At 47.2% G+C, this 22,762-nt stretch carries 24 protein-coding genes and 1 tRNA gene; 20 read left to right on the top strand and 5 right to left on the bottom strand.

The features are described 5' to 3' along the window. The first annotated feature begins 172 nt into the window (after window positions 1-172). Both trmD and SEML1_RS02910 read left to right on the top strand, forming a co-directional pair. Window positions 173-826: a tRNA (guanosine(37)-N1)-methyltransferase TrmD gene (trmD, locus tag SEML1_RS02915; protein ID WP_376753747.1), complete on the top strand. Its 654-nt coding sequence runs from the start codon at window positions 173-175 to the stop codon at window positions 824-826. A 252-nt stretch (window positions 827-1,078) separates the two neighbouring features. Then, window positions 1,079-1,534: a hypothetical protein gene (locus SEML1_RS02910; RefSeq protein WP_376753746.1), complete on the top strand. Its 456-nt coding sequence runs from the start codon at window positions 1,079-1,081 to the stop codon at window positions 1,532-1,534. Between the two features lie 62 nt (window positions 1,535-1,596). Here SEML1_RS02910 and SEML1_RS02905 read toward each other — a convergent pair. The 3 genes from SEML1_RS02905 to SEML1_RS02895 form a co-directional block, all read right to left on the bottom strand. Continuing rightward, window positions 1,597-1,671: transfer RNA gene (locus SEML1_RS02905), tRNA-Gln, on the bottom strand. Between the two features lie 70 nt (window positions 1,672-1,741). Next, the gene (locus tag SEML1_RS02900) at window positions 1,742-2,218 is read right to left on the bottom strand and encodes a hypothetical protein (protein ID WP_376753745.1); all 477 of its coding nucleotides are present in this window, start codon (window positions 2,216-2,218) and stop codon (window positions 1,742-1,744) included. A gap of 35 nt (window positions 2,219-2,253) precedes the next feature. Beyond that, window positions 2,254-3,252, bottom strand: coding sequence for a hypothetical protein (locus tag SEML1_RS02895; RefSeq protein WP_376753744.1), 999 nt, complete (start codon window positions 3,250-3,252; stop codon window positions 2,254-2,256). A 40-nt stretch (window positions 3,253-3,292) separates the two neighbouring features. Between SEML1_RS02895 and SEML1_RS02890 the strand changes: the two genes are divergently transcribed. From SEML1_RS02890 to SEML1_RS02845, 10 genes are all read left to right on the top strand, one after another. Continuing rightward, window positions 3,293-4,795 (top strand): hypothetical protein, encoded by a 1,503-nt coding sequence (locus tag SEML1_RS02890; protein ID WP_376753743.1) that lies wholly within the window; start codon window positions 3,293-3,295, stop codon window positions 4,793-4,795. A gap of 52 nt (window positions 4,796-4,847) precedes the next feature. Next, window positions 4,848-6,155, top strand: a complete 1,308-nt coding sequence (gene hisS / locus SEML1_RS02885) for a histidine--tRNA ligase (RefSeq protein ID WP_376753742.1) — start codon at window positions 4,848-4,850, stop codon at window positions 6,153-6,155. 123 nt (window positions 6,156-6,278) lie between these two features. After that, window positions 6,279-6,647: a hypothetical protein gene (locus tag SEML1_RS02880; RefSeq protein WP_146477281.1), complete on the top strand. Its 369-nt coding sequence runs from the start codon at window positions 6,279-6,281 to the stop codon at window positions 6,645-6,647. 309 nt (window positions 6,648-6,956) lie between these two features. Further along, a complete protein-coding gene (locus tag SEML1_RS02875) occupies window positions 6,957-9,065 on the top strand; it encodes a ribonucleoside triphosphate reductase (RefSeq protein ID WP_376753741.1) in 2,109 nt (702 codons plus the stop codon). A 64-nt stretch (window positions 9,066-9,129) separates the two neighbouring features. Beyond that, window positions 9,130-9,816 (top strand): anaerobic ribonucleoside-triphosphate reductase activating protein, encoded by a 687-nt coding sequence (locus SEML1_RS02870; protein ID WP_376753740.1) that lies wholly within the window; start codon window positions 9,130-9,132, stop codon window positions 9,814-9,816. Next, window positions 9,816-10,505, top strand: coding sequence for a ferredoxin--NADP reductase (locus SEML1_RS02865; protein WP_376753739.1), 690 nt, complete (start codon window positions 9,816-9,818; stop codon window positions 10,503-10,505). Before SEML1_RS02870 ends, SEML1_RS02865 begins: the two co-directional genes overlap by 1 nt. Beyond that, window positions 10,502-11,092, top strand: a complete 591-nt coding sequence (locus SEML1_RS02860; protein ID WP_376753738.1) for a hypothetical protein — start codon at window positions 10,502-10,504, stop codon at window positions 11,090-11,092. The genes SEML1_RS02865 and SEML1_RS02860 overlap by 4 nt, the downstream gene beginning before the upstream one ends. Window positions 11,093-11,110: 18 nt before the next feature. Then, window positions 11,111-11,608, top strand: a complete 498-nt coding sequence (locus SEML1_RS02855) for a phosphatase PAP2 family protein (protein WP_376753737.1) — start codon at window positions 11,111-11,113, stop codon at window positions 11,606-11,608. A 31-nt stretch (window positions 11,609-11,639) separates the two neighbouring features. Then, complete coding sequence (locus SEML1_RS02850) at window positions 11,640-12,122, top strand: hypothetical protein (protein ID WP_376753736.1); 483 nt, start codon at window positions 11,640-11,642, stop codon at window positions 12,120-12,122. 23 nt (window positions 12,123-12,145) lie between these two features. Beyond that, window positions 12,146-13,213: a DNA recombination protein RmuC gene (locus tag SEML1_RS02845; protein WP_376753735.1), complete on the top strand. Its 1,068-nt coding sequence runs from the start codon at window positions 12,146-12,148 to the stop codon at window positions 13,211-13,213. Between the two features lie 65 nt (window positions 13,214-13,278). Here the strand turns inward: SEML1_RS02845 and SEML1_RS02840 are convergent, their stop codons facing one another. Continuing rightward, window positions 13,279-14,235, bottom strand: a complete 957-nt coding sequence (locus tag SEML1_RS02840) for an MIP/aquaporin family protein (RefSeq protein ID WP_376753734.1) — start codon at window positions 14,233-14,235, stop codon at window positions 13,279-13,281. An 87-nt stretch (window positions 14,236-14,322) separates the two neighbouring features. Here SEML1_RS02840 and SEML1_RS02835 point away from each other — a divergent pair, with 87 nt between their 5' ends. The 7 genes from SEML1_RS02835 to SEML1_RS02805 all read left to right on the top strand — a co-directional run bounded on the left by SEML1_RS02835 (window position 14,323) and on the right by SEML1_RS02805 (window position 20,664). Continuing rightward, a complete protein-coding gene (locus tag SEML1_RS02835; protein WP_146425917.1) occupies window positions 14,323-14,586 on the top strand; it encodes a hypothetical protein in 264 nt (87 codons plus the stop codon). 7 nt (window positions 14,587-14,593) lie between these two features. Further along, window positions 14,594-15,634 (top strand): phenylalanine--tRNA ligase subunit alpha, encoded by a 1,041-nt coding sequence (locus SEML1_RS02830; protein WP_376753733.1) that lies wholly within the window; start codon window positions 14,594-14,596, stop codon window positions 15,632-15,634. Window positions 15,635-15,721: 87 nt separating this feature from the next. Next, window positions 15,722-17,206 (top strand): hypothetical protein, encoded by a 1,485-nt coding sequence (locus tag SEML1_RS02825; RefSeq protein WP_376753732.1) that lies wholly within the window; start codon window positions 15,722-15,724, stop codon window positions 17,204-17,206. Next, window positions 17,203-18,381: a glycosyltransferase family 4 protein gene (locus SEML1_RS02820; protein WP_376753731.1), complete on the top strand. Its 1,179-nt coding sequence runs from the start codon at window positions 17,203-17,205 to the stop codon at window positions 18,379-18,381. Before SEML1_RS02825 ends, SEML1_RS02820 begins: the two co-directional genes overlap by 4 nt. Continuing rightward, on the top strand, window positions 18,375-19,277 hold the full coding sequence (locus SEML1_RS02815; RefSeq protein ID WP_376753730.1) for a nucleotidyltransferase family protein: 903 nt from the start codon (window positions 18,375-18,377) through the stop codon (window positions 19,275-19,277). The genes SEML1_RS02820 and SEML1_RS02815 overlap by 7 nt, the downstream gene beginning before the upstream one ends. A 59-nt stretch (window positions 19,278-19,336) precedes the next feature. After that, complete coding sequence (locus SEML1_RS02810) at window positions 19,337-19,816, top strand: NUDIX hydrolase (protein ID WP_376753729.1); 480 nt, start codon at window positions 19,337-19,339, stop codon at window positions 19,814-19,816. Window positions 19,817-19,911: 95 nt separating this feature from the next. Next, window positions 19,912-20,664 (top strand): hypothetical protein, encoded by a 753-nt coding sequence (locus SEML1_RS02805; protein ID WP_376753728.1) that lies wholly within the window; start codon window positions 19,912-19,914, stop codon window positions 20,662-20,664. A 277-nt stretch (window positions 20,665-20,941) separates the two neighbouring features. On the opposite strand, the gene SEML1_RS02800 is transcribed toward SEML1_RS02805, so the two are convergent. Then, window positions 20,942-21,799 (bottom strand): hypothetical protein, encoded by an 858-nt coding sequence (locus SEML1_RS02800; RefSeq protein WP_376753727.1) that lies wholly within the window; start codon window positions 21,797-21,799, stop codon window positions 20,942-20,944. A 101-nt stretch (window positions 21,800-21,900) separates the two neighbouring features. Here SEML1_RS02800 and SEML1_RS02795 point away from each other — a divergent pair, with 101 nt between their 5' ends. Next, entirely contained in the window at window positions 21,901-22,695 is a 795-nt protein-coding gene (locus SEML1_RS02795; RefSeq protein ID WP_376753726.1) for a hypothetical protein, read from the top strand. The last annotated feature ends 67 nt before the right edge of the window (window positions 22,696-22,762 follow it).

Here is a 22,762-nt window from a genome sequence, read left to right as displayed (position 1 = left end):
TGATGAAAGTAGCAATGTATAATTTATAATATTACGTATATTTTTACAAACATAGCTATAAAATAAATTATACAAATAATGCTACTTATATATAACAATGAAGTAAGCGTATACGCAAGTACACTAAAAATATAAATAGACGCTTTAGTCAAATATTGCTATACTATAAATTATGAGAAAATTCCAAATCGTCACCTTATTCCCTGAGATGTTTACCGGTGTCTTTGGCAACTCTATGATGTGGAAAGCGCAAAAGGACGGTTATGTTGAGCTATCGACGATTAATTTGCGCGAGTTTGGACTTGGTCCGCGTCGAACGGTTGACGATACGCCGTATGGCGGCGGCGATGGTATGCTTCTGATGGTCGAGCCGTTATGGCGGGCGGTTGAGCAGGCGAAAGAAAACGATCCAACTGCAAAAGTTGTCATCATGACGCCGCGTGGTATGCGTTGGAAGCAGGCGCTTGCGCAAGAATATAGCGAGCAAGATCACGGGTACATCTTTATCTGCGGACGGTACGAAGGATATGATGAACGGATTATGGCGCTTGTCGATCAAGAGCTGAGCGTCGGCGATTATGTGTTAACAGGCGGTGAGCTGCCGGCGATGACGATTATCGATAGCATTGTGAGACTTATTCCGGGCGTACTTGGCGGCGAAAACAGCGCGGCAATTGAAAGCTTCAGTGATGGCGAAACGCTTGAGTTTCCGCAGTACACGCGCCCCGAAGAATGGCGCGGCATGAAAGTTCCCGAGGTGTTGCTGAGCGGTCATCATGATAATATCGCTACGTGGCGTGCAGTACATAGCCGCAAGGCAGACTAGGGGTCATTCGGTTTCGGGGTGTATCTCGCCCGAGTTTTTTGCAGACTATGTGCACTCCCAGAAACCTAAACACCCTGCAAAAAGCAGGGCATTTAGGATGTTGTGGTGGATATATCGGAGAGCGATCGATACAAGTTTTGGTGTTTGTTTTTGTAACTTCGCTATCTGTAGAATACACGGAATTACGGTATGTGGCAAGTATTTTTTGGACAAATTTGAAAAAATCATGTGGAAAAACGGTATACTAAAGATATGAAACAGTTTATAGCTAGTATTTTTCCAAAAGAATTTTTTACAACACGGGCGAATTATGCCGCGTTTGGTTTGGCGTGGTGGACGGTCGCGGTACTTGTACTGCAATTGTTTGCGTTTGAAAAGTTTCCCGGCGCATTTGGCGGCTTGCCGAGCGATGTACAAACCTGGCTCGCGGTCGCAATCGTCGCTGTCGAGCTGATGTCGCTGCCTTTTTTGCTGTCGATGGATTTGCCGCGTGCTGTTCGGCGGTTCTCTGGCGTGCTGGCGGTGGTTGCGCCTACATTATGGTTTGTCGCTAGCATGTATGCATTGCTCTCTGGGGAGTCGATTGCCTTGTTTGGTGCGCTTGTTTCGCGACTGCCGTCTAGTGTTTATGCCGTGCTAAGTGTCGTATGGTTGAGTATTCTGGCGGTTTGTTCGCGCGGGCTAGTCTTCAATAGAAATAGAAAGTAGCACACGCGATCTACTAACCTAAAAAGCGTAGCGCAAAATTCTGTTTTTCATCATATTTCACTTGGCTGGGGATGAGGGATTCGAACCCCCGAATGCCGGGACCAGAACCCGGTGCCTTACCACTTGGCGAATCCCCAACATACTGGCTCGAAACACCAAATGAAATACGACGAGTACTTTAGACTATAGCATCTTCGGGTCAAAAACTCAACTTTTTTGTCTAAAGGGTTTCAATTGAGATATAGTTTTAGGGCTGAGCTTCACTGATTTTTCTCTACAGCGTCTCTGCACGTATACGCTCCAGTTTTGCTCAATAGCTTCTCGACACCTATCGTACCATTGCTGCAACTCATCTGCCTTAGCCTCGTCTAAACCTTCTTTGGCGCGTTTCACCATAGAGTCAGCTTTATGCGGTTGAACTGGAATACTACGGCTTTGAGTGTCACGACGGACAAAACCACCTAACATCGCCCTCTTCCTCTTCTCGCTCTCCCGCTTTGTATTTACTCGTCGGATATACCCCGAATTATAAAGCGTAACTCTCAATTCATCGTCGCCATAGCCATCATAATACACAATCTTTTCGAAATTACCCTCGTCGTCATAATAAGCCGTCGGCGTCATTCGACGCTCGCGTACTTCGGCGTAATCATCCAGTATCTGTTGCGCTTCCGCCTCGGTCATATTGTTTGCATTAACAGCAAACTGAAGCGCAGCGCTCACCTCTTCGGGCGAGGCAATCTGAAGCTACTAGCCTCGTCAAGTATTCTATAATCCGAGTTTGACAATAAATACCGCTCGCCGCCGTATACAATTGCAAGTAATTTCTGGTCATCGTCTGTGCTACGATCGACTCTATCTTCGCCCAGTTTATTCTCCTGTAGAATTTCTACCACCGGCAAACCCAACCGTTCGGCATGCATCCGCATCTGCTGCGCAATCACTAAATCAACCGGTTCGCCCTTGGAAGTAACCTTATAGAAAAAACCTATCGTCTCTAGTTTACTACCGTCGTTGTCCGCCAAAGCTACAACTTCGTTGTATTGCTGCGGTGATGTACTAGCTAACAATTGCTCCGCCGACATTACGCCGTGTCTAACACTTTGCTCCAAGAGAAAATTCTTGTCGTTATTATGCGCACCGGCATCAGTCCTCGAAGTCAAAGCGATATTTTCTTCAGGCGCTGAAATTATCAAGCCTCCACGTCCCCATGTAGCAGTGTGATCTTGATCAATCAGCGACATACTTAAAGAGACGCGCTCCGCCACTCTCTCTGGCTGTTCATACATGTTTATTGACTGGTTGCCGTGCGAAGAATCGATGTGATCGCTAAAATCAACCGCTATACGCATAGCGCTCATCTTTGCGCCCGGATTCAAAGCATGAACTAAATACCTAAAATTCGTCGGGTCATGCTGAGATGGGTCGGTAGTATCGCCCTGAAAGCGCGGTTGGTTGTCATAAGCACACTCCGACTCTGTCGTGTTTACGTACGCGGAGCTTGATAGCGTCTCGCGAAAAGAATGAATGATTGCCATAGCGGACATCGCCCCGTATGCTCTTTTCTCTCTTGTGGCTTCTGCACTAGAATTTTCATCGATATCTACCTCTCCTATCGTAGAATTCGCTGCTTCGCTCGAAAAATGAGGCTGCCCCAAAGCATATTCGTGCGCATCACTAGTTAATCTACTGGAGTATTCGTCTCGCTCATGTGCCATATCTTTTTATAATAACACACTTTGCTGATATAGTCAAGTTATGCGCGTCGGATTCGTTCAACTAACTACCGGCTTTGATTTTTTGCTTTTAGAAGCAAGTTATGGTATTATTAGCGTTATGTCTATAGAGGATTTTGTAGAGAAACGTAGTTTTGAGATTAACAGAGTAGACTTATACGACCCCGATAAGTATGAGCTATCGTCAGACTCACCCTTAAGCCGACGTGCTGCATTCGATGACTTTATCAAGGGTTTCCCTGAATTTTTGCGGCATGAAGCCGGTGCGGAGCGGAATCGCCGCGCCAAGGAAGCTAAAGAATTGTTAGCTGCTCTTGACAGGCTCCCTAATAGTCATCTGGCTGATATAATTTCTTTGTCTTCGTCAAGTGATTGGACGGACGCAACTGAAATTGGCGATGTTGAGTCGCTGTTTGATGTGCTAAAAGAGCTAGAAGGAGTGATGGATAATCCGCCACTCTCGAACAAACGTGCCGCCGAGGCGTTTTGCTACGACCCTGACAGCCCTGACGACCTCTATATTCCATCGTCATTAGAAACCTATACTCGATGGTTATTTCAAGACAAGACTTTGACTAACTGGCATGGTTATTTGTGGGGGCAATTCATTTCAGAAGATCTCGCAGCCAAGTATGTTAAAGAGCGTGGAATGGATACTCCTGAAGTGGTGAAATGCTTCTGGGAGTACGCCTCTAGTTTGTATAATGAAGGTTTTCGACGGGCTGAAAACGGAGAAGATAGCCGGTCAGTTGGTGTTGAGCAGCTGGTAGGTATGATGATTGGAGAACTCGATATTTTAGAGCTTGGCGATCCTCGCTATGACTATCGACGTCGGCAGCAAATCGCTAGTGAAATCAGCGACAGTGTGGCGCGCGAAGATACTGAAGAAGTGCTGACAATTCTGCTCAAGTATATCAAGCCCAAGGGCATTAACTCCGAGGAGATTCAGGGCGCACTATTCAAGCCAGCTGTTATCAAAGACCAGGCTGGAGAAACTTTGTTGGCTGAGTGGCAGCCCGCTGATTCATTTTGGTTCAAGCCTCCGTTTGACGAAAATCAGCCGGACGAGCAAATTAGTTTGTTTCCTAATAATCCACAGATTATCAGGGAATATGATCATACCGGTCAATCGAGTGATGCGCGCGTCGTTCCGCACAAAGACCCGTCGTATTTTCGACCAGATGGCACAAAGGTGTACTGGGGCGATCTCTCGCGCGAAGATATTGAAATAATACGAGGCAACTACTACTGCGTAGCGCAAGGCGAGTCGTATTATAATGTTCCCGAGTGGGCAATCATTATGGCTAGTCCGTTTGATAACGACGATCCAAATCGACCCGCCGAGTCTCTTGTGAATACCGAGGAAGGGCAGGTCTTTCAGCCCGATAACCCAGTGTATTTACACCCAGACTACATCAGGGCAATCGCCATCGGCGCGATCGCGGATGGACGGTTCATTCGTAACAAACGCGGTATTCAGCTAGAATTTGTTCCAGATGACCAGCCTGAGAATATGACGAGATAGATAATGTAATTCATCCTTTGACAAATCGCCCTAACCTCGACATAATAGAGGTATGAGTAAGATTACGACGCCGCGTTTGCCGAGCGGGTTTAATGAATATTTGCCGGCGGAACAGATTGAGTTTAACCGATTGCTGGGGATTATCCGCACGGTGTATGAGCGCTATGGTTTCGCGCCGCTTGATACGCCAGACATCGAACTGAGCGAGGTGTTGCTCGCCAAAGGCGGCGGCGAGACCGAAAAGCAGATTTATCGGTTTGAACGCGGTAAAAACGATTTAAGCCTGCGATTTGATTTAACGGTACCGCTTGCGCGCTATGTTGCGCAGCATCAAGGCGAGCTGGCGTTTCCGTTTCGACGCTATCAGATTGGCAAAGTGCACCGCGCGGAGCGGGCGCAGGCGGGGCGATTCCGCGAGTTTTATCAGTGCGATATTGATGTAATCGGCAGCGATAGTTCGGTGGTAGATGCGGAATTTCCGGCGATCATCAATGAGATTTTCGAGCAGTTTGATTTTGGCGAGTTTACGATCCGTATCAATAACCGTAAAGTGCTAAATGGATTTTTTGAGGAACTTGGCTTGAGTGCGGCGGCGACTGACGTGCTGCGGATTATCGACAAAATTGAAAAAATCAGCCGCGGCGATTTGGTGGCTGAGTTGCACGATGCTGGTTGCAGCGGCGAGCAAGTTGCGCGCTTGTTAGAGTTTATTACGATTCAGGGCGAGAATGACGAAATTCTGCACAAACTTGAAATGGTTGGCATCAATAACGAACAATTCCAGGCGGGCGCGCGTGAATTGCATGAGGTGCTGACAGCGCTGCGTGCAATGCATGTGCCGGAGCGCCGCGTGAAGCTTGATTTGACAATTACGCGCGGTTTGGACTATTACACCGGTACGGTGTACGAAACGAGTTTGAACGACCACTCAGAGGTCGGCAGCGTGTGTTCGGGCGGGCGGTATGATAATCTGACGGCGAATTATTCCAAGCGGTCGTTGCCGGGCGTGGGGATCTCGATCGGCCTGTCGCGGTTGTTCTATAAATTGCGCGAAGCGGGGATTATTAAGCCGGCGCAGCAAACGCTTGCACGCGTGATGGTGGCGCCGCTTAGTCCCGTACAGTTGGCGCGCGCGCTTGATGCGGCGCATGAACTGCGCGCGGTGTGTCCGGTGATAACGTACGTTGATGATGTCGCAATCGGTAAAAAGTTGAAATATGCCGATAAACTTGGCGTTCGCTACGCAGTGCTGATCGGCGAAGATGAAGCAGCGGCGGGCGACGTAACGCTAAAAGATATGCAGACGGGCGAGAATCGCCGCATGCCGGTGCGCAATGTTTGCGATCTGCTGCAAGCGTAAGACGCTTATGCTTGAGTTTTGCTAAAAATCTGTTGCAAAAACCACTTTCTTTTCACGCGTTTTCACGTAGTATACTTGAAGTATGAGCAAAGCTCATGCTAAAAACGAAAGGAGGACGACAACATGAAAATGTCCACCAAGACAATTGCATCACTAATGGTGGTGACGGCGGTTGCTTCTGCGATGCCTGGGGCAAGCCAGCTTGGCGTGCCGCGGCAGCGTCGCAAATCACAATTTGATAAATTACTAGCGGTTCATGATCGCAAAGGTGAATTACGCGCAGAGATTTTGGGGATTAGCGCGCTCACGTTTCGCCAGATGAGCCGCACGCGTTCATTTGCGCAGATCGTGCGCGAGTGCGGTATTGGATCGACGCGTGCGTTTCGCTTGGCATTATTCGGGCGATTACGCGATGAATTGTTGCGCCGCGGCTGGTCGCGAGCGAAAATTGACGCGTATATGGCGGCGCGCGTAGTCCGCGCGGCGGCGTAGTTCTCTTAGTAAAAAATCTGCTCGGAAATTGATGGTTTCGGGCAGATTTTTCGTGCATTAACGGCATAAATAGCGTATATAAACATGAATGGGACACTATCGCTAGTGTTATGCTACTAAAATTATTAATTTCAAGAATTGACATAAGCATATATAGTATACTATCATGAAATACATACGCTATATATAGCGTTTCGCTGTATCTCTGGAGGGCGATCGGCGGTATTATAATAAACAAATAATAAGTAGGAGCGCGCTGACGTCGTTGGTGTTTCGTTTTTGTGCGCTTAAAATTATACAAGGAGGGGTATGTATAACTACATCAAAAAACGCGACGGCCGAAAGGTCAAATTCAACGACCGCAAGATTATGTCGGCGATTGAACGCGCTGGACTTGAGACGGGCGAGTTTGCAGAATCCGAAGCAGACAAGCTGACGAAAAAAGTATTGGCGCGCGCCGAAAAAGAGTTAACGGAAAAAGTGCCGGGTGTCGAGCAAGTTCAAGATATTGTCGAAGAGGTTTTGCTTAGCAGCCGTTATAAAAAAACCGCCAAAGCATATATTATTTATCGCGATCAGCATAAGAAACTGCGCGAAATTACCGATGCGGCGCACCTTGACTTGATGGATCAGTACTTGTCGCGGCTTGACTGGCGTGTGAACGAAAATTCAAATATGGGGTATAGCTTGCAAGGCTTAAACAACTACATCGCGAGCGAAGTTAGCAAAACATATTGGCTTAATAAGGTTTACACACCGGAAATCGGTCGGTTGCACCGCTCGGGCGATATGCATATTCATGATTTGAATTTGTTGAGCGTGTACTGTGTGGGCTGGGATTTGCAGGATTTGCTGCGCAGCGGATTCACAGGTGTGCAAAACAAGATTTCCAGTAAACCGGCGAAACACTTTCGCGCGATTCTCGGGCAAGTTGTCAACTTTTTCTATACGCTGCAAGGCGAGGCGGCAGGCGCGCAAGCATTTAGTAACTTTGATACGCTGCTTGCGCCATTTATCAAATACGACAAGTTGTCGTACGACGAGGTGAAACAGTCGCTGCAGGAATTCGTGTTTAATGTAAACGTACCGACGCGTGTTGGTTTCCAAACGCCATTTACAAACATTACGCTTGACTTGGAATGTCCGAGCTATATGCAGGGGCAGCCTGTGGTGATCGGCGGCGAATTACAAGACACGAATTACGGCGATCACCAAGAAGAGATGAACATGTTTAACCGCGCGCTGCTTGAAGTCTTAACCGAGGGCGACGCAAGCGGGCGCGTGTTCACGTTCCCGATTCCAACCTACAATATCACGAAGGACTTTAACTGGGATAATCCAGTGATTGAGAATTTGTGGGAAGCAAGCGCAAAGTATGGCATTCCATACTTTAGCAATTTCGTCAATAGCGATATGAGCCCGGAGGACGCGCGCAGTATGTGCTGCCGCCTGCGCATTGATAATCGCCAGTTAGAATATCGTGGCGGCGGATTGTTTGGCAGCAATCCGATGACCGGTTCGGTTGGTGTAGTGACGATTAACTTGCCGCGCTTGGCTCTGAAATCAAAAGATGAAATAGAATTTCGTAAGGGTCTTGACTATCTAATGGAGAAGGCGAAGGAGTCGCTTGAAGTGAAGCGTAAAACGCTTGAAGTCCTGACCGACAAAAACCTTTATCCGTACACGAAGTTTTATTTGCGCGATATAAAAAAGCGTTTTGGTGTGTATTGGAAAAATCATTTTTCGACGATTGGGCTGATCGGCATGAACGAGGCGGCGCTGAATTTACTCGGTGCGGACATCGGTAGCGACACAGGCAGGGAGTTCGCAGAGCGCACACTTGACTATATGCGCAATCGTTTGGTTGAATTTCAGAAGGAGACGGGTAATAACTATAATTTGGAAGCGACGCCGGCTGAAGGTACGACGTACCGTTTAGCGCGAATTGACAAAGCGGACTTTCCAGAAACGGCGCATTTCGCGAACGGTATCGGTGCGGCGGTTGAGCATCCGTTCTATACTAACTCGACGCATTTACCGGTTAATTATACTGACGACCTGTTTGAACTACTTGATTTGCAGGATGAGTTGCAAACGAAGTACACAGGCGGCACGGTGATTCACTTCTTCTTGGGCGAGCGCATGGCAAATGCAAAAACGCTTAAAGGACTCGTGAAGAAGATTTGCGATAATTACCGTTTGCCGTATTTTACCTTTAGCCCGAGTTTCAGTATTTGCCGCAATCACGGATACTTGCTTGGCGAGCAGGCGCATTGTCCGAAGTGTAATGAGCCATGCGAAGTATATTCGCGCGTGGTTGGTTTCTTGCGCCCGGTCGAGCAATGGAATAAAGGCAAGCAGGCTGAGTTTGCGATGCGCGAACACTATGATAAGGTGGTTGAAGTAGTAAAAAAGTAGGAGAGGCGGTGTCTCGGAATACGGTTTAGTTACCGCATTCCGAGACGCTATACAGGTAGCGGAAATGGTAATCGGTGGCGTACAGAAATTTAGCACAGTAGACGACCCGGGCTATGTAGTAGCGGGATTGTTTACCGTTGGCTGCAATATGCGCTGCGGATACTGCCATAATCCCGAACTAGTGTTGCCAGAGCAATATGCAGGCGGCATTCCCGAAGATGAGATTTTTGAGTTTTTGGAGTCGCGGCGCGGCAAACTGGACGGTGTATTTATCAGCGGCGGCGAGCCGACAATGCACGATGACCTACCAGATTTAATACGTCGTTGCAAAAACATGGGCTTTCGGGTGAAGCTAGACACGAATGGCACGCATCCGGATATGCTGCGCGATATTTTGGTGGAAGGTTTGGTTGATTTTATCGCGATGGATATAAAAGGTCCGCTGAGCAAGTATTCGCAAATCGCCGCTCGACCAGTGAATTTGGATGCGATCAAAGAATCAATCCGGCTGATAAAAACAATTGATCATGAATTTCGGACGACGATCGTGAAAGGACAGTTGGAGGTTGATGATTTTGAGGCGGTCGGCGAACTGGTAGATGGCGCGCAGCGGTTTGCATTGCAATATTTTTTGACTGGTCCGACGCTTGTTAGTCCGCAGTTTCGCGACCGCGTGAGTTTTTCGCCGGACGAAATGGAACAAGCGAAACAAATCATGCTGCGGCACGTGGCGGAATGCGTGGTGCGCTGATGGAGTGGCTAACGGCAAAGGTTTTACGCGTTCGGCGCGAAACAGACGACATAGCGACGATTTTTTTCACGGTGCCGGGGCGGGATTTTCATTATATAGCGGGACAGTACATCACGGTATTTTTCGAACAAAGCAGTACGCCGGAAGGCAAAGCGTATAGCTTGTCGAGTGCGCCGTATGAAAAATTACTGAGCATTACGGTAAAAAAGGTTGGCGAGTATTCTGGGCGATTGCATGCGCTCCGCGAGGGCGATTCGTTCATGATTTCCGAAGCATACGGGACATTTAATCCGCAGACGACGAAACCGCTGGCGTGTATCAGCGCAGGCTGCGGGCTTGCCCCGATATGGAGCGTACTTAAAAACGAGCTTCACCGCAATACAAGCCGGCGGGCACAGCTCTTTTTTAGCAATAAAACGGTTGACTCTATTCCGTTTTTTGATGATTTGAACGCGTGCCGGGCGGCACACCGCAGCGTAAAGATCTACCATTACATTACGAGGCAGCACGACGTGCCGGCGAGTATGAAAAAGGGTCGGATCGACCTAGACCAATGCGTGGGCGCGGCGCCAAATGAGGTTGCATATTTGATTTGCGGATCTGCAGACTTTGTGCGTGATATGTGGCGCGGGTTGGTCGAGCGCGGCGTGGATGGCGGCAGTATTAGTACGGAGACATTTTTTGAATGAAACAGAACTTTGAGAAAATGGAAACAAAGAAGCGTCCGCGGGTTAATCCGCGGGTAGCGGTGAATATGGGGAAATGCGCTGCCTGCCCGCTCGTTAATTTATGCCAGGCGGCACGCCTGAAACGCCCAGATATCGTGAACGATGATAATTGCCAAGCGGTCGTTGAGCATATGGAGAGTGATTTGGGCGGCGGGGAATATTTACCGAGCACGAAAGAACAGTTTAGTGATAATTCGCGAAACATGGTTTTCGCGACTGATTTGCACCGCGTGCCATCGCAGAAGCAGAACATAGAGAAACAAAAGCAATTAGAACGAATCGCAGCAGAAAAAAAGCGCCGCGCCGAACAGCAGCGTGATTTGCAGCTCAAACGCCAGCGCGAGCAGCAGGCAAACGTGCGCGCGCGGCAGAAAATGCATCAAAATAAATTGCAGCAGGAGAAAGCGCGATCAGTGAAAAGAAATCAGTCCCGCGGGAAGGAAAATTCTTTTCTCGGAGAAATGGTTCGCGTTCTTGTTGAGCCGTTTTGCCGCACGCTCGGCAAGCGCGCCACGCAAGCTGCGGGCGTAGTGGCAAAACGTTCGTAAGCGCGCTATACTATAGCCATGCAGTTTCTTGTCCGCTTTGTTGCTGATTGGCTGATGATTCCGGTCGTGCTTGTATCACTCTATGCGCTTGTTTGGCGCGTGCCGAACCGGCTGCGGTATGCGCGGTATTGTTGTATTTTGATGGCGGGCGCTACGGCGTATACGTTGGCAAAGGTAGCGGGGCTGTTGTGGCAGCCTGAACAACTGCGCCCGTTCGAACTGATTGGCGCGGAGCCGGGCGCGGCATATTTGAATAATCCGGGATTTCCGTCGGATCACGCGCTTTTCACGATGTTTTTAGCGCTCGCTGTTTGGTATGGTACACGTAACCGCCGGCTTGGGATAACGTTGGTCGTTTTAGCGGCGGTAATTAGCGTGGGGCGCGTGGCGGCGCTTGTACATACGCCGCTTGATGTAGCGGGCGGTGTAATTATTGCGTGCGTCGGGTCGTTGTGGTACGGCGTTGATAAAATTATGAATAGATCTAGTAAAATACGCAAAAATGTAGTAAAATAGCATAAAGTTAACCGAGCGGAGCAATATAGTAATGAATGAAACGGCGAGCGAAACGAGATCAAACCTTGTGCCGATGACGTGGCGCGAGTTGGCGCGAATCGGTGCGATTGGTGCGGTGATAGGCGCGTTGAGCGTTGGTTTGTACGTGTTGTTCCATACGTACATATTCCAAGCGGTGCTGTGCCGCGATCAGGCGAACGCGGCGTGCGGGCAGGCGGCGACGTATGCGGCGATCACGACAGCATTTATTGCATCGTTTGTTGCCGTGGTAGTGTTGGCTCATATTCGCGTGTATCGTCCGCTACTGATTATTCTCGCGGCGATTTTGGCGCTGTGGGGCATTCAGTCGATTGTGGCAGTACTGCCGTGGTATTGGGCGCTTGCCGGCATGATAGCGGTCGGCGCTTTGGCGTACAGTTTGTTCGCGTGGATTGCGCGCATTCGTTCGTTTATTCTGTCGGCAGTGGTGGCGATTGTGATCGCGGTGATTATCCGCTGCATCATCGTATTGTAGCCTTGAGTGCTATAATGAAAGCTATGGAACTTATTCTTGTTGTTTTGCTTATCGCTATTATCGTTGGGTTGGCGTGCGGCTTAATAATTCTGGCGCAAAAGATTAACAAACTTACGCAGCAAAGCGCGGTCGAATTAGTAAAGAGCGATGTCGTGGAGCTGTCGCGGTCGATTGCGGCGCTGCAGCAGACCATGGGCGACAAGCTAGAGCGTTCGCAGCTCGCAACGCAGCAATCGGTGCAAAAGCAGCTGAGCGAAAGCGCAAAATTAGTCGCAGATGTCACGCAGCGCCTGACGAAATTAGACGAAACAAACAAGCGCGTCGTCGATGTGGCGACTGATTTGAAGACGCTGCAGAATGTTTTGCAAAATCCAAAGCAGCGCGGCGTATTTGGCGAATATTATTTATCAAGCGTGCTCGAAAATGTGCTTGCGCCCGGGCAGTATCAGACGCAGTATAAGTTTAAGGACGGTGAAATTGTTGACGCGGTGATTCTGCTTGACAAAGGGCGGATTTTGCCGATTGACAGCAAGTTCAGTTTGGAAAATTACAATCGTATGATTAACGCCAGCGGCAAGGAGCGCGAGCAATTGCTCGTGAAAGTAAAAGCCGATTTGAAAGGGCGTATTGACGAAACGAGCAAATATATCCGCCCGGGCGAGCGTACGATGGATTTTGCGTTTATGTTTATCCCGAGTGAATCGCTATATTATGATCTGCTGATCAATAACGTCGGCAACGGCGGCAGCTCGCGCGATTTGATTGAATACGCGTTTCGCGATAAGCATGTTATCATTGTTAGCCCGACGAGCTTTATGGCGTATCTGCAAACAGTGCTACAGGGCTTGCGCAGCTTGCAGATTGAAGAGCAGGCGAAGGATATTCAAGTGCGCGTCGGTAAATTAGGGCAGCATATCGCGAAGTACGACGAGTATATGAATAAGCTCGGTAACTCGCTTGGTACGACGGTGAATCATTACAACAATGCATATAAAGAATTCGGCAAAGTCGATAAGGATGTCGTGAAGATTACCGGACGAGACACGGCGGTTGAGCCGCTATTGATTGATCGCCCGAGTGCGCGTGATTGATAAAAATAAAAAATCCCTCCGGCTAAGCGAAGGGATTTTTATTTTATGGTAAGGTGTAGCAACAGCTAGTCGTTCTTTTTGCTGTTTGCAATAAGCAAGTATAAATTGCTGCCAACCATCGCACCAATCAATGCGCCAAGCAGTGATTCAAGCGTGAAGCGCGATTTGCTGACTTCACCTGCCGACGCGGAACTATTTGTTAATTCGGCTTTCGTGTGATCGGTCATCGCGAGCGCAATAGCTGGGTTCAGGCTTGCACTTTTGACGTATGCTGAATGCGGAATTTCAACGTCTTTGCTGCTGTTCGCCGATTGCGAAGCCTTTTGGTAGTCGGCGACCGCCTGTGTTTTTGTTTTATTCAGCAAATAGTTTGAGCTGAGTAATCCGACAGTGAGCGCCAAACCAATTGTTAATGCGCGAAGTCCTACGTTTAGTTGCTCGCGGGTAACTGCAGCTGTTAATGCAAACAAAAACACCGCCGTACCGACCAACTCAATACCGAAAATTGACCAGTCCATGCTGGTAAAGTTGTCAAAACTAAAGTTGATAGAATTGTGCGCGATTGTGTTTGTCAGAATGACAGCCAGCATCGCGCCGAGGAACTGCGACCCCCAGTAGAATGGCAGTAAAATTGGCTTTAATTTACGAACCGACCACAAACCGAGCGTTACTGCCGGGTTGACATGCGCGCCTGATACGGCGCCGACCGTCATGACAATAATACTGAGCGCAAAACCAATCGCGATTGCGCCGATACTGCCATCATTAAACGATGTCAGCGCGACGAGCGTCAGAATAAACGTGCCGACCAGCTCGGCGAAAATAACGTTGATAATATTTTTCGGCAGCGTGGTTGTTTTTTCACGCTTAGCAACGGTGACGACTGGCTCTGTCTTCACGGCGGGCGCTTTCTTTTTGGGAGCGCTTGCGCTTACAGTGCGCACAGTCGTTTTGCTTGCCTTGGCTGCGGCCGGCTTTTTGGCGGTCGCTTTTTTGGTAGAAGCGGCTTTTCTAGTAGCCATGTATATCCCTCCTTTACTGAAATATATGATAAGTATACCACATACGCTCATCTGTGCGCTATAGAGATAGAGTGGTATAATACGTGCATGGGACGATATCTAGAACAACACGAAGGGCGAAGCGAACTGCAGCAGCGAATCGCGGCGGAACTTCGCGCCAAAGCTGAGGCGAAATCAAAGCAAACGTCAGACAGCGACGACGATAATTATTACCGTGAGCGCGACGGCGTGGACGATACAGCGTATTTGCAGGGTACGAAATTAACGACGACATTAGCGCCGGCGTGGATACTCGTCGGTTTGATGGCGGCCGGCGTGTTTGGATATTTCGTGTATTTGGTGAGCCGGTAGGTAGCGTATGGATATAGAAACGATTGCAAAGACTTTGACCGACCGAGCGCTCGCCTCAAGCGCACCGCGCGAAGTTTTGCGCGCGCCAGAGTTAAAAGCGCTGTACGAGCATATCAAAACGCTGCCATCTAACGAGCGCGGCAGCTTTGGCAAACGCGTTAACGAGTTGAAGCAGGCGCTTGAGCTAGCAGTGTCGGCGCGCCAGGCGGAATTAGAGAAAGTTGATTTGCCGCCGATTGATGTTACTGCGCCGATGGATGTTAATACTGATATTCCGCCGCTCTTGCCAAGCGATCAGGGTACGATACACCCTTTAAGTGCCGAGATTGAACGCATCAGCGGTATATTTAACCGCATGGGCTACTGTATCGAAGAGTCGCGCGAAATCGACGACCAGTTCCACATGTTCGAAAGTTTGAATTTCCCGAAGGGCCACCCGGCACGCGACGATTACGATACATTTATGACCGAACAGACGGACGTAAACGGCGACCGTCTGATTGCGCCGGCACATACCAGCACCATGCAGAACCGCGTCTTGCAAAAGTATCGCGCGCAGCTGGAGCGAGGCGAAGCTATTGCTGCTATCGTCCCCGACCGCGTCTTCCGTAACGAAGACCTGGATGCGCGGCACGAACATACGTTTTATCAAGTCGAAGGCGTCTATGTTGGCAAGGGTGTCGCTGTCGGTAACCTGATTGCCACGCTACAGGCATTTTTGCAGGAATATTACGGTAAAAAACTTGACGTGCGTGTCAATCCATTTTATTTCCCATTTACTGAGCCAAGTTTTGAATTTGCCTTGAGCTGCCCATTTTGCGAGGGTAAAGATCCGTCTTGTAAAGTTTGCTCCGGCGAGGGTTGGATTGAATTATTGGGCTGCGGCATGATTCACCCGAACGTATTGCGCGCCGCCAACATCAACCCGGATGAGTACACCGGCTTTGCGTTCGGCTGCGGTATTGACCGCCTGGTCATGATGCGCTACGGCATTGAGGACGTACGGCATTTTGAGAGTGGGAAGTTGGATTTTTTGCGGCAGTTTTAGAGTTATGTTAAAAGCTCACTTCGTCCGAAAATTTAAGAGTGTGATTATAAAATTTGATAAATACCTTTATTATTGTATAATATTTTCATGAATACAGATACTATTATATCTATGTGTAGAGAGTCATTCTCGGCATATGACGAACTGTGGCTTGTATCTGCGCGGCGTGACCACTGTGATAATCTTATCGACCTGGGTATAGTTTGTGAAGACGATTTCACTGTAGTGCATACTCATAATGATCTAGGACGTAAGTTTAAAAACTCTAAAATATTAACTCCGCCTAAAATTAGCTCAAAGAGTTTTGATGGAATATTTAGCGTAGTAGATGATCGCATTTTCGATGAAGTGGATAGGGTTATCCGAGATGACCTTAGGGTGGCTATATTGGCGTCTTCGCCGAACAAACCCCTGTCTGATTATATCAAAAAGAGGAGTGCGTGGGAGAAATTTACGATAACATCACCCGTGGACGATTTTGATAAATATATTGACCTAGAGAATAAGACTCTACTTGAAGATATACTTTCTGGGATTGAGTCAAAATTAGGCTACCGCATTTTAGCAGAATCAAAGAACATGTCGCTAGATAAGAATTATCATTATATTCAAAAAATATTTAACGCCGAAGCGGGAGAATCTTTTTTCGTTCAGGAGGCGGTGTCTGCTGCTGGTGGTGGAACATATAAAATTAGCAACCAAAGTGATTTTAATAGGGTTCAAAAGATTCTGCCTAAAGGTATGAGAGTAAAAGTAAGTACTGAAATTGCAAATGCCTATTCTGCCAATGGATCGCTATGTATCGTTCCAAGGGGTGCAGAATGTATGGTGTTTGTAGATCCGCTATCTCACAAAGTGCTTGACGCAGATTGTCGTAGTAACGGTACTTATTGTAGTGTTGGTAATGACTGGGGGATTAATTGGCCGAAGGCCGTTAATAGTTTGTATATGGAGATTGCAAAAAGTATCGGCGAAATTCTTTACAAGAAGTATGGTTATTTTGGTATCGTTGGTGTTGATTTCTTGGTGAAACGAGAAAAAAATGAATACAGGCTGTATGTTACGGAAATAAATCCGCGGTGGCAGGGTACTACGCTATATCAAACCTATAATGCTATTTTATCGAATGGGATACCGCTGGAGTTGATTCATTATATATTAAAATTATCTAAAGGAGGCGCAAATAATAAGGTGCTTGGGACGATTGGAAGTAGCGAAGACCATAATGTGAAAAGCGTCAGCAGCCCAGGTGTTTACTATTTGAAGTTATATGCTCCGCGTGAACCAAAGCTTATTAAGAGTGACATGAATGGTAGGTGGAATTTCAAAGACGGGAACATATTAAACAGGCAACAATTGAATATACTTGAAGACATAAAGAAAGACGGCGGAGGCTGTGTAGTTTATATAAAATCACCATCGCTTGGCAGTGTTGCGTACGGTGAGTTTTCGCCTATAGGTTACATTTTCGGTAAGAATTTACACGTTTTTAAACGGGACAAGCCTGGGGCTACTTCTGACTATAGCCGGCTAATAAATACTGTCTCTAGAAAGTTATATGGATCCTTATGAAAATATTAATTTTAGCCGGTCAATTTTATCCTGATTTAGCAGGCAGTGGTATAGCGACATGCTTGATAGCGCGATTTATGGCAGAAAGAGGTCATAACGTAACTGTCTGCGTGGATGAAGACAATCAATATTTAAGTGAGGTTAATGGTCATCCTGACTTCAAAATTATACATATTCCTGAATACAAAGATTTTATGACAGGTTTAGCAGGCTTCGGTAAGCCTGCGCGGGCAATAGCAAAAGAGCTAAGAAAAAACTATGACGTTGTCCATGTATATAGCTACATGCCTATGCTACTACTATCCACTCTTGGTGATATTATCGGTGATACAAAAGTGTTTTTTACGTTCTGGAATGCTCCTGATATTGGAAAAAGAGCATTAGGTTTTTATGACGATTCACCTCTCGATTTGTCTTTAGCTAGATTCATCATAGAGTCTGGGAGGTATCATAAAATGGTTCTCGGTAGCAAGGCTAGTTATAATTCCGCTCTTCATCTTGGGGCAAAAAGCGAGTTAACCTCTTTTTGCTATCATGGGATTGACTTGAAAGCTTTTAGGGAGTCGCTATACAGAGATATTGATGTCTTTAGTAAGTATTTTAACAGGCGACCTACCGCAAATAGATTAATTTTGCTTCCAGGGCGTATTACACAACGAAAAGGCGTCGAGGAGGCAATATATGCGTTATCTGAAGTAAGCAGAAAATACGATGCACAGCTGCTATTAACAAGTGATGGACGTGGAGGCCGATATGAGGAGGCAGTGAAAAGGTTAGCTACTTTACTTAATGTCAACGATAGAATCCTGATTTCGAATAAGCCAGTCTCGCAGGAAGACATGGGAGCACTGTATAAAAGCGTTAATATATCTATTATACCGTCATATTATGAAGGTCTGGGGTTTACTGCCATCGAGTCGCTAGCAGCTTCGCTTCCAACAATTGTGTCTAATACTTCTGGGTTGGATGAAATAGGTATTAATGGCTACAATTGCTTAACTGTAGAGCCTCGCAACTCGCGGTCGCTAGCAGATGCTATTATAAGATTGCTTGGAGATGATAAATTACAAGATAAGTTAATGAATAACGCAACCAGTTCCATTGAGAAATTTGATATGAGGTTTTTTGTTGACTATATAGAAGATGAGTATAAAAAGGTTGCAAGATTATGTTAAGAGGGCTTAGGTCAATAATACCAGCCGCTGGTGAAGCAACACGCTTAAGACCGCATACACTAGTAAAGCAAAAGCCTATGTTGCCCATGGGGTCTGATGGCAAGAAAATAATAGATTGGTCGCTGAATATTGCTAGTCAAACAGAGTCTACGACGGTTACTCTACATTTTGATGAGTCTAAAACTAAAGACCTTGAAAATCACTTGGAGTCAAAAAAAGATAAAGTTGCTGCGTTGCGAGACAGTAGACGTATGGGCGCAGCCTCATTAATTGCTTTTTCATACGACCTGTTTGAACCTTATCCCGAAGGCAATTCATTGATATTACCCGCAGACCACGTAGTAGAGAATATTAACTTGAGTGAGTTTTACGAAAAGCACTTAGAAATGGACGCGGATGTTACTATACTGGGTGTTGATATTAAACCTTATGGTCAGTACATACATGCGCATAATGGTACGGTTGGTGAAATAAGTGACCACCCAGGAGGGTCAGAATATATGAGTTCATCCGGGATTTATATAATAAGTAACATAAAGTTGCTAGAATGGATAGCTCGCAATAAGCGCAATGGTTGGAATGGCGAACATCGAAGTTTAATGAGAGATTTTATCACGCCGTTAATCTATACTGGTAACGTTGTTTCACATAGACTGCCAGACGAAGGCTATTGGGACGATGCTGGCACTATAAAAAGGTACTATGATAACAACATGAGACTGAGTTTATCAAATAATGTTTTGGATGATGAAGCTACGATAGGTGGTGAGGCGACCGTCTCTAGATCGGTTCTTATAGGGTCGACTGCTATTAAGTCTGGTATTATAGATGCTGAAATTATTTCTTCTGATGGATTGAATCAATACAGTACAAAGATATATAATAGAAGGCAATGACTATGGCTATACAAAAATGGCGAAAAATAAGCTCTCGGCATATACTCGACCATCCGCGAATGCAGTTGGTAGAGGATGAGGTTGAGCTACCGAGCGGCAAAAAGATTCAGTATCTGCGGCAAGAATATAGCGGTCGCGGCGGGGTGATTGTGATTTGCCGAAAGGGCGATAAAATACTGGTTCAGCGCGAATATTCGTACCCGGTGGATGAGATTTTATGGCAGTTTCCGGGCGGGAAGATTGAGGCTGACGAGACGCCCGAACAGGCGACGACGCGGGAGCTGGCTGAAGAATCGGGGATTAAAGCGGAAAATGCGAAGTGTATCGGCTGGTTTTACCCCGATAATCGCCGAACTAATGCAAGGTTATTTGTGGTTGAGTGTGATTACGTGACTGATGACGAAAAAGCTCGACCGGACGACACGGAGTTTATCGAGTCTGAGTGGATTGAGAATGGTCAAATTAGCCAAATGATTCGTCGTGGTGAAGTGCGCAATTACGCTATGTTGGCGGCGTGGGGAATGCTTCAGAGTAGGTGAGCAGTTTTATCTCGTCGGCGGCTGTAGTTAGTGCGCGAGAAACATATAACCTGTACTCACACCTTTATGTTGGCGGTTGGTGTAAAATTGGTAATATGGCTAAGCCAGTGCAAATTTACACTATATTCACCACCCACACCCCACAAACCCTGCCAATTCAGTCGCTAGGTTTATTGCCGGCTAGCCGACTGTATTTATGTGGCGAGATTCATGGCGCGCGGCAAAATGCCGATGCTGTTTGGACTTTGTGTTATTCACTCGGCATTAAACAGTTGGCGCTGGAGTATAGCGCTTCGGTTGACGTTTTTGTGCAGCGGGCGGTGCGCGGCGATGTGGATATTTCGCTTCTAAACCCTGCGATGTTTGACAGCAGCGTTTTGTCGATTGAGATGCTAAAAACCGTGGTGGAATTGCTGCGAACTGGCGCGATAGACCAGGTGGCGTACATCGACGAAACGTTTGATTACACGATTGATCAGTGGCGGCAAATTACCGACCCAGACTGGCGCGAGGTGGTGATGGCACGTAATATTGAGCGGCTGGATTTGTCGCAGCCGACGCTTTGCGTGATGGGTAATTGGCATACGCGTCCGCGCAAAACTAGCCGCCACATTTCGGCGCTTCGCCGCGTGAGTGAGACGATGCCTGAAGCCGTGCTGATTCAAAATGTTTATCGCTCCGGAACGGTTTACAATGCTGGCAAAATAATTGCTCTAACACCACGATTGGACTTACCTGAGCAGTATAAAATTATCCAGCGAACGAAGCGGAATTTTGATTTGGCGGTGCCGTTGGCACAGGAGATAAATTCAGTAACTTTTTCTCCGGATGCGGATGTGTCAAATTAACTCATGATAACTAAGAATGCAATTTCTTCATCAACTCAACCATTTCACCCCACTTCCCAGACGCCTCAACCTCCGCCAAACTCATCGTTTCGATTTCCTTCGTTAAGTCTCATGTTTTATACAGCGTGTGGTCGCTTCCGCTGATATCGTAGTACGCCATCAGGTTGACGATTTTGTAGGTGATTTCGTGGGTAGATCAAATTTTGTACAGTCGTCTGATAGTGCTAAGGCGGCTGATGTGAACGTGAGTATGATTAGAAAGCACCCGCCTTCGCGATTAAACATGATGTTTTGCGACTTGTGCAATGCATTTACCGATCGCATTACCATATCGTGCAGCGATTGTATGATTGCTCGGAGTAGACTGCGGTGAGACTTTATGTGCAATATTATGATTTAACCACGTGCCAATATGTAATGCCGAGCGATAGATATACGCATCAATCGCCCACCACGGCGACATCGGACCAAACACGAGCTTAGCAATAACGTGAGTCCATACATAATATGTGTCACCGGCGCTGTCTTGACTGTGAATGCCGTCATATTGTTTAAGTGCGGCAACAGATTTATACCACGATATCATTCGCCGCCTGGCGATAGGCGTAGGGTCGTTCCGAAACCCAATAATTGCTTCACCATCATACCAGCGTGCGTATTGTCGAGTCGTAACGAGCAGAATCCATAGAGCCTCTACAGGGTCGTTAGTCATTTCTGCGGCTATATGAAATTGCTCAGCTATAGTAACTGGACGCGATGAAAGTAGGTACTGCTTGGCAATTCGCCGATGGAGAGCTGCTATGTCGGTGGCGTCCGCACGAAAATACGGACGGATTGTTGGCAGATACATCGTAAATTGCATCAGTGCCGCAAATAACCCGAGACGCTCCTTGGCTGAAATTGCATGAACAGTAAATTGCACGGGTAGGATAGAGCGGATTTGCTTGAGCGTTTCTGCGAGCGAGGGATTCGTTGGCTGGGCTACGTGCAGAAGCGCTTGATTAACATCTCGGTGTATGATTCTGTTTTCGTGAGGCGGTGTCCAGATTACGGTCTTGATCGCTTGTAAACAGCCAATCAATGTTGCTTTCGTTGTTTGACCTGTTGGATGTGAAAAGCGCTTTGAATACTTCATATAGTTGAAAATTAATGCCTGCAATAATATTATAACAGCTATGGAACGCAGTATTGAATATGCTCCTGCGGCTAAAAGTACCGAAAGAGTCATGCGTTGTTTTGGAAAAAAGTGCGTTTACGCTGTTCTATACACCATCACACGAAACGCTGCATGTTGATAGCGAAAGGTTGTCTTGCGGCAACTATCAACCGATGATGCCGTCGATTCAGGAGATGACGGAAGAGCTTCACGCATTACTATTGCAGCGGGAACCGTTAGTAGTGGCGAATTGTTTAGGCAGGGCTGATATGATGCTTAGCGGTGCCCTTATACAGTTCAGCGACCATTCAGGAATCACTTCAAATGACCTGGAAATAATTCCTGATTTCAGTAGCATTGCACGGTTAAAAGATGTGTTTGTCGCGTGTTCAGCTAGGGATGGCTGCTTAAATGCGGTTCAGCAGTTTGACGAAGCGTTGCAGCTTGCAGGAGATGATATTGGACGAGCGCTCATGCTTTTGTGGGCAGCCTCTCGTCAATATGCGCGATGGCTTGATAGCAACATGCTGTTAAATGAACTGACAACAAAAAATGATCGGCTTCATGAAATGCAAGAGTGGCGGCGTACATTGCGGGCGTATAAAACTATTGATAGAGGACCACAAGATCCGGCGGGTGACACGTATTACATGTGGACGCATGCACTGGCTCATTATGCTTGGTGCGAGATGGCAGCAGGTGACTCCTTATTTAATAATGCTGCGGCTAAAATTTTCTGGCATGGCACGGAGATGATGCACGGTATTGTCCACCGATTAAATCGCCAGAGTGTTGATAGCGACCATAGGATAGCAGCTTGCTATGGAAACTATTTCGGTGAAGCTATTGTCGCACATGTACAGGCTGGAGTATAAGGGCGGTTTTCTGCGGTAGCGCGGTCTATAAATCTAAGCGGAGCGTCGTTGCGCGGATATGCGGCGC

The sequence above is a fragment of the Candidatus Saccharimonadaceae bacterium ML1 genome (assembly GCA_030253535.1).
GTDB classification, from domain to species: Bacteria; Patescibacteriota; Saccharimonadia; order Saccharimonadales; family Saccharimonadaceae; genus Saccharimonas; species Saccharimonas epibionticum.
This window is presented reverse-complemented; position numbering and strand designations above follow the sequence as displayed.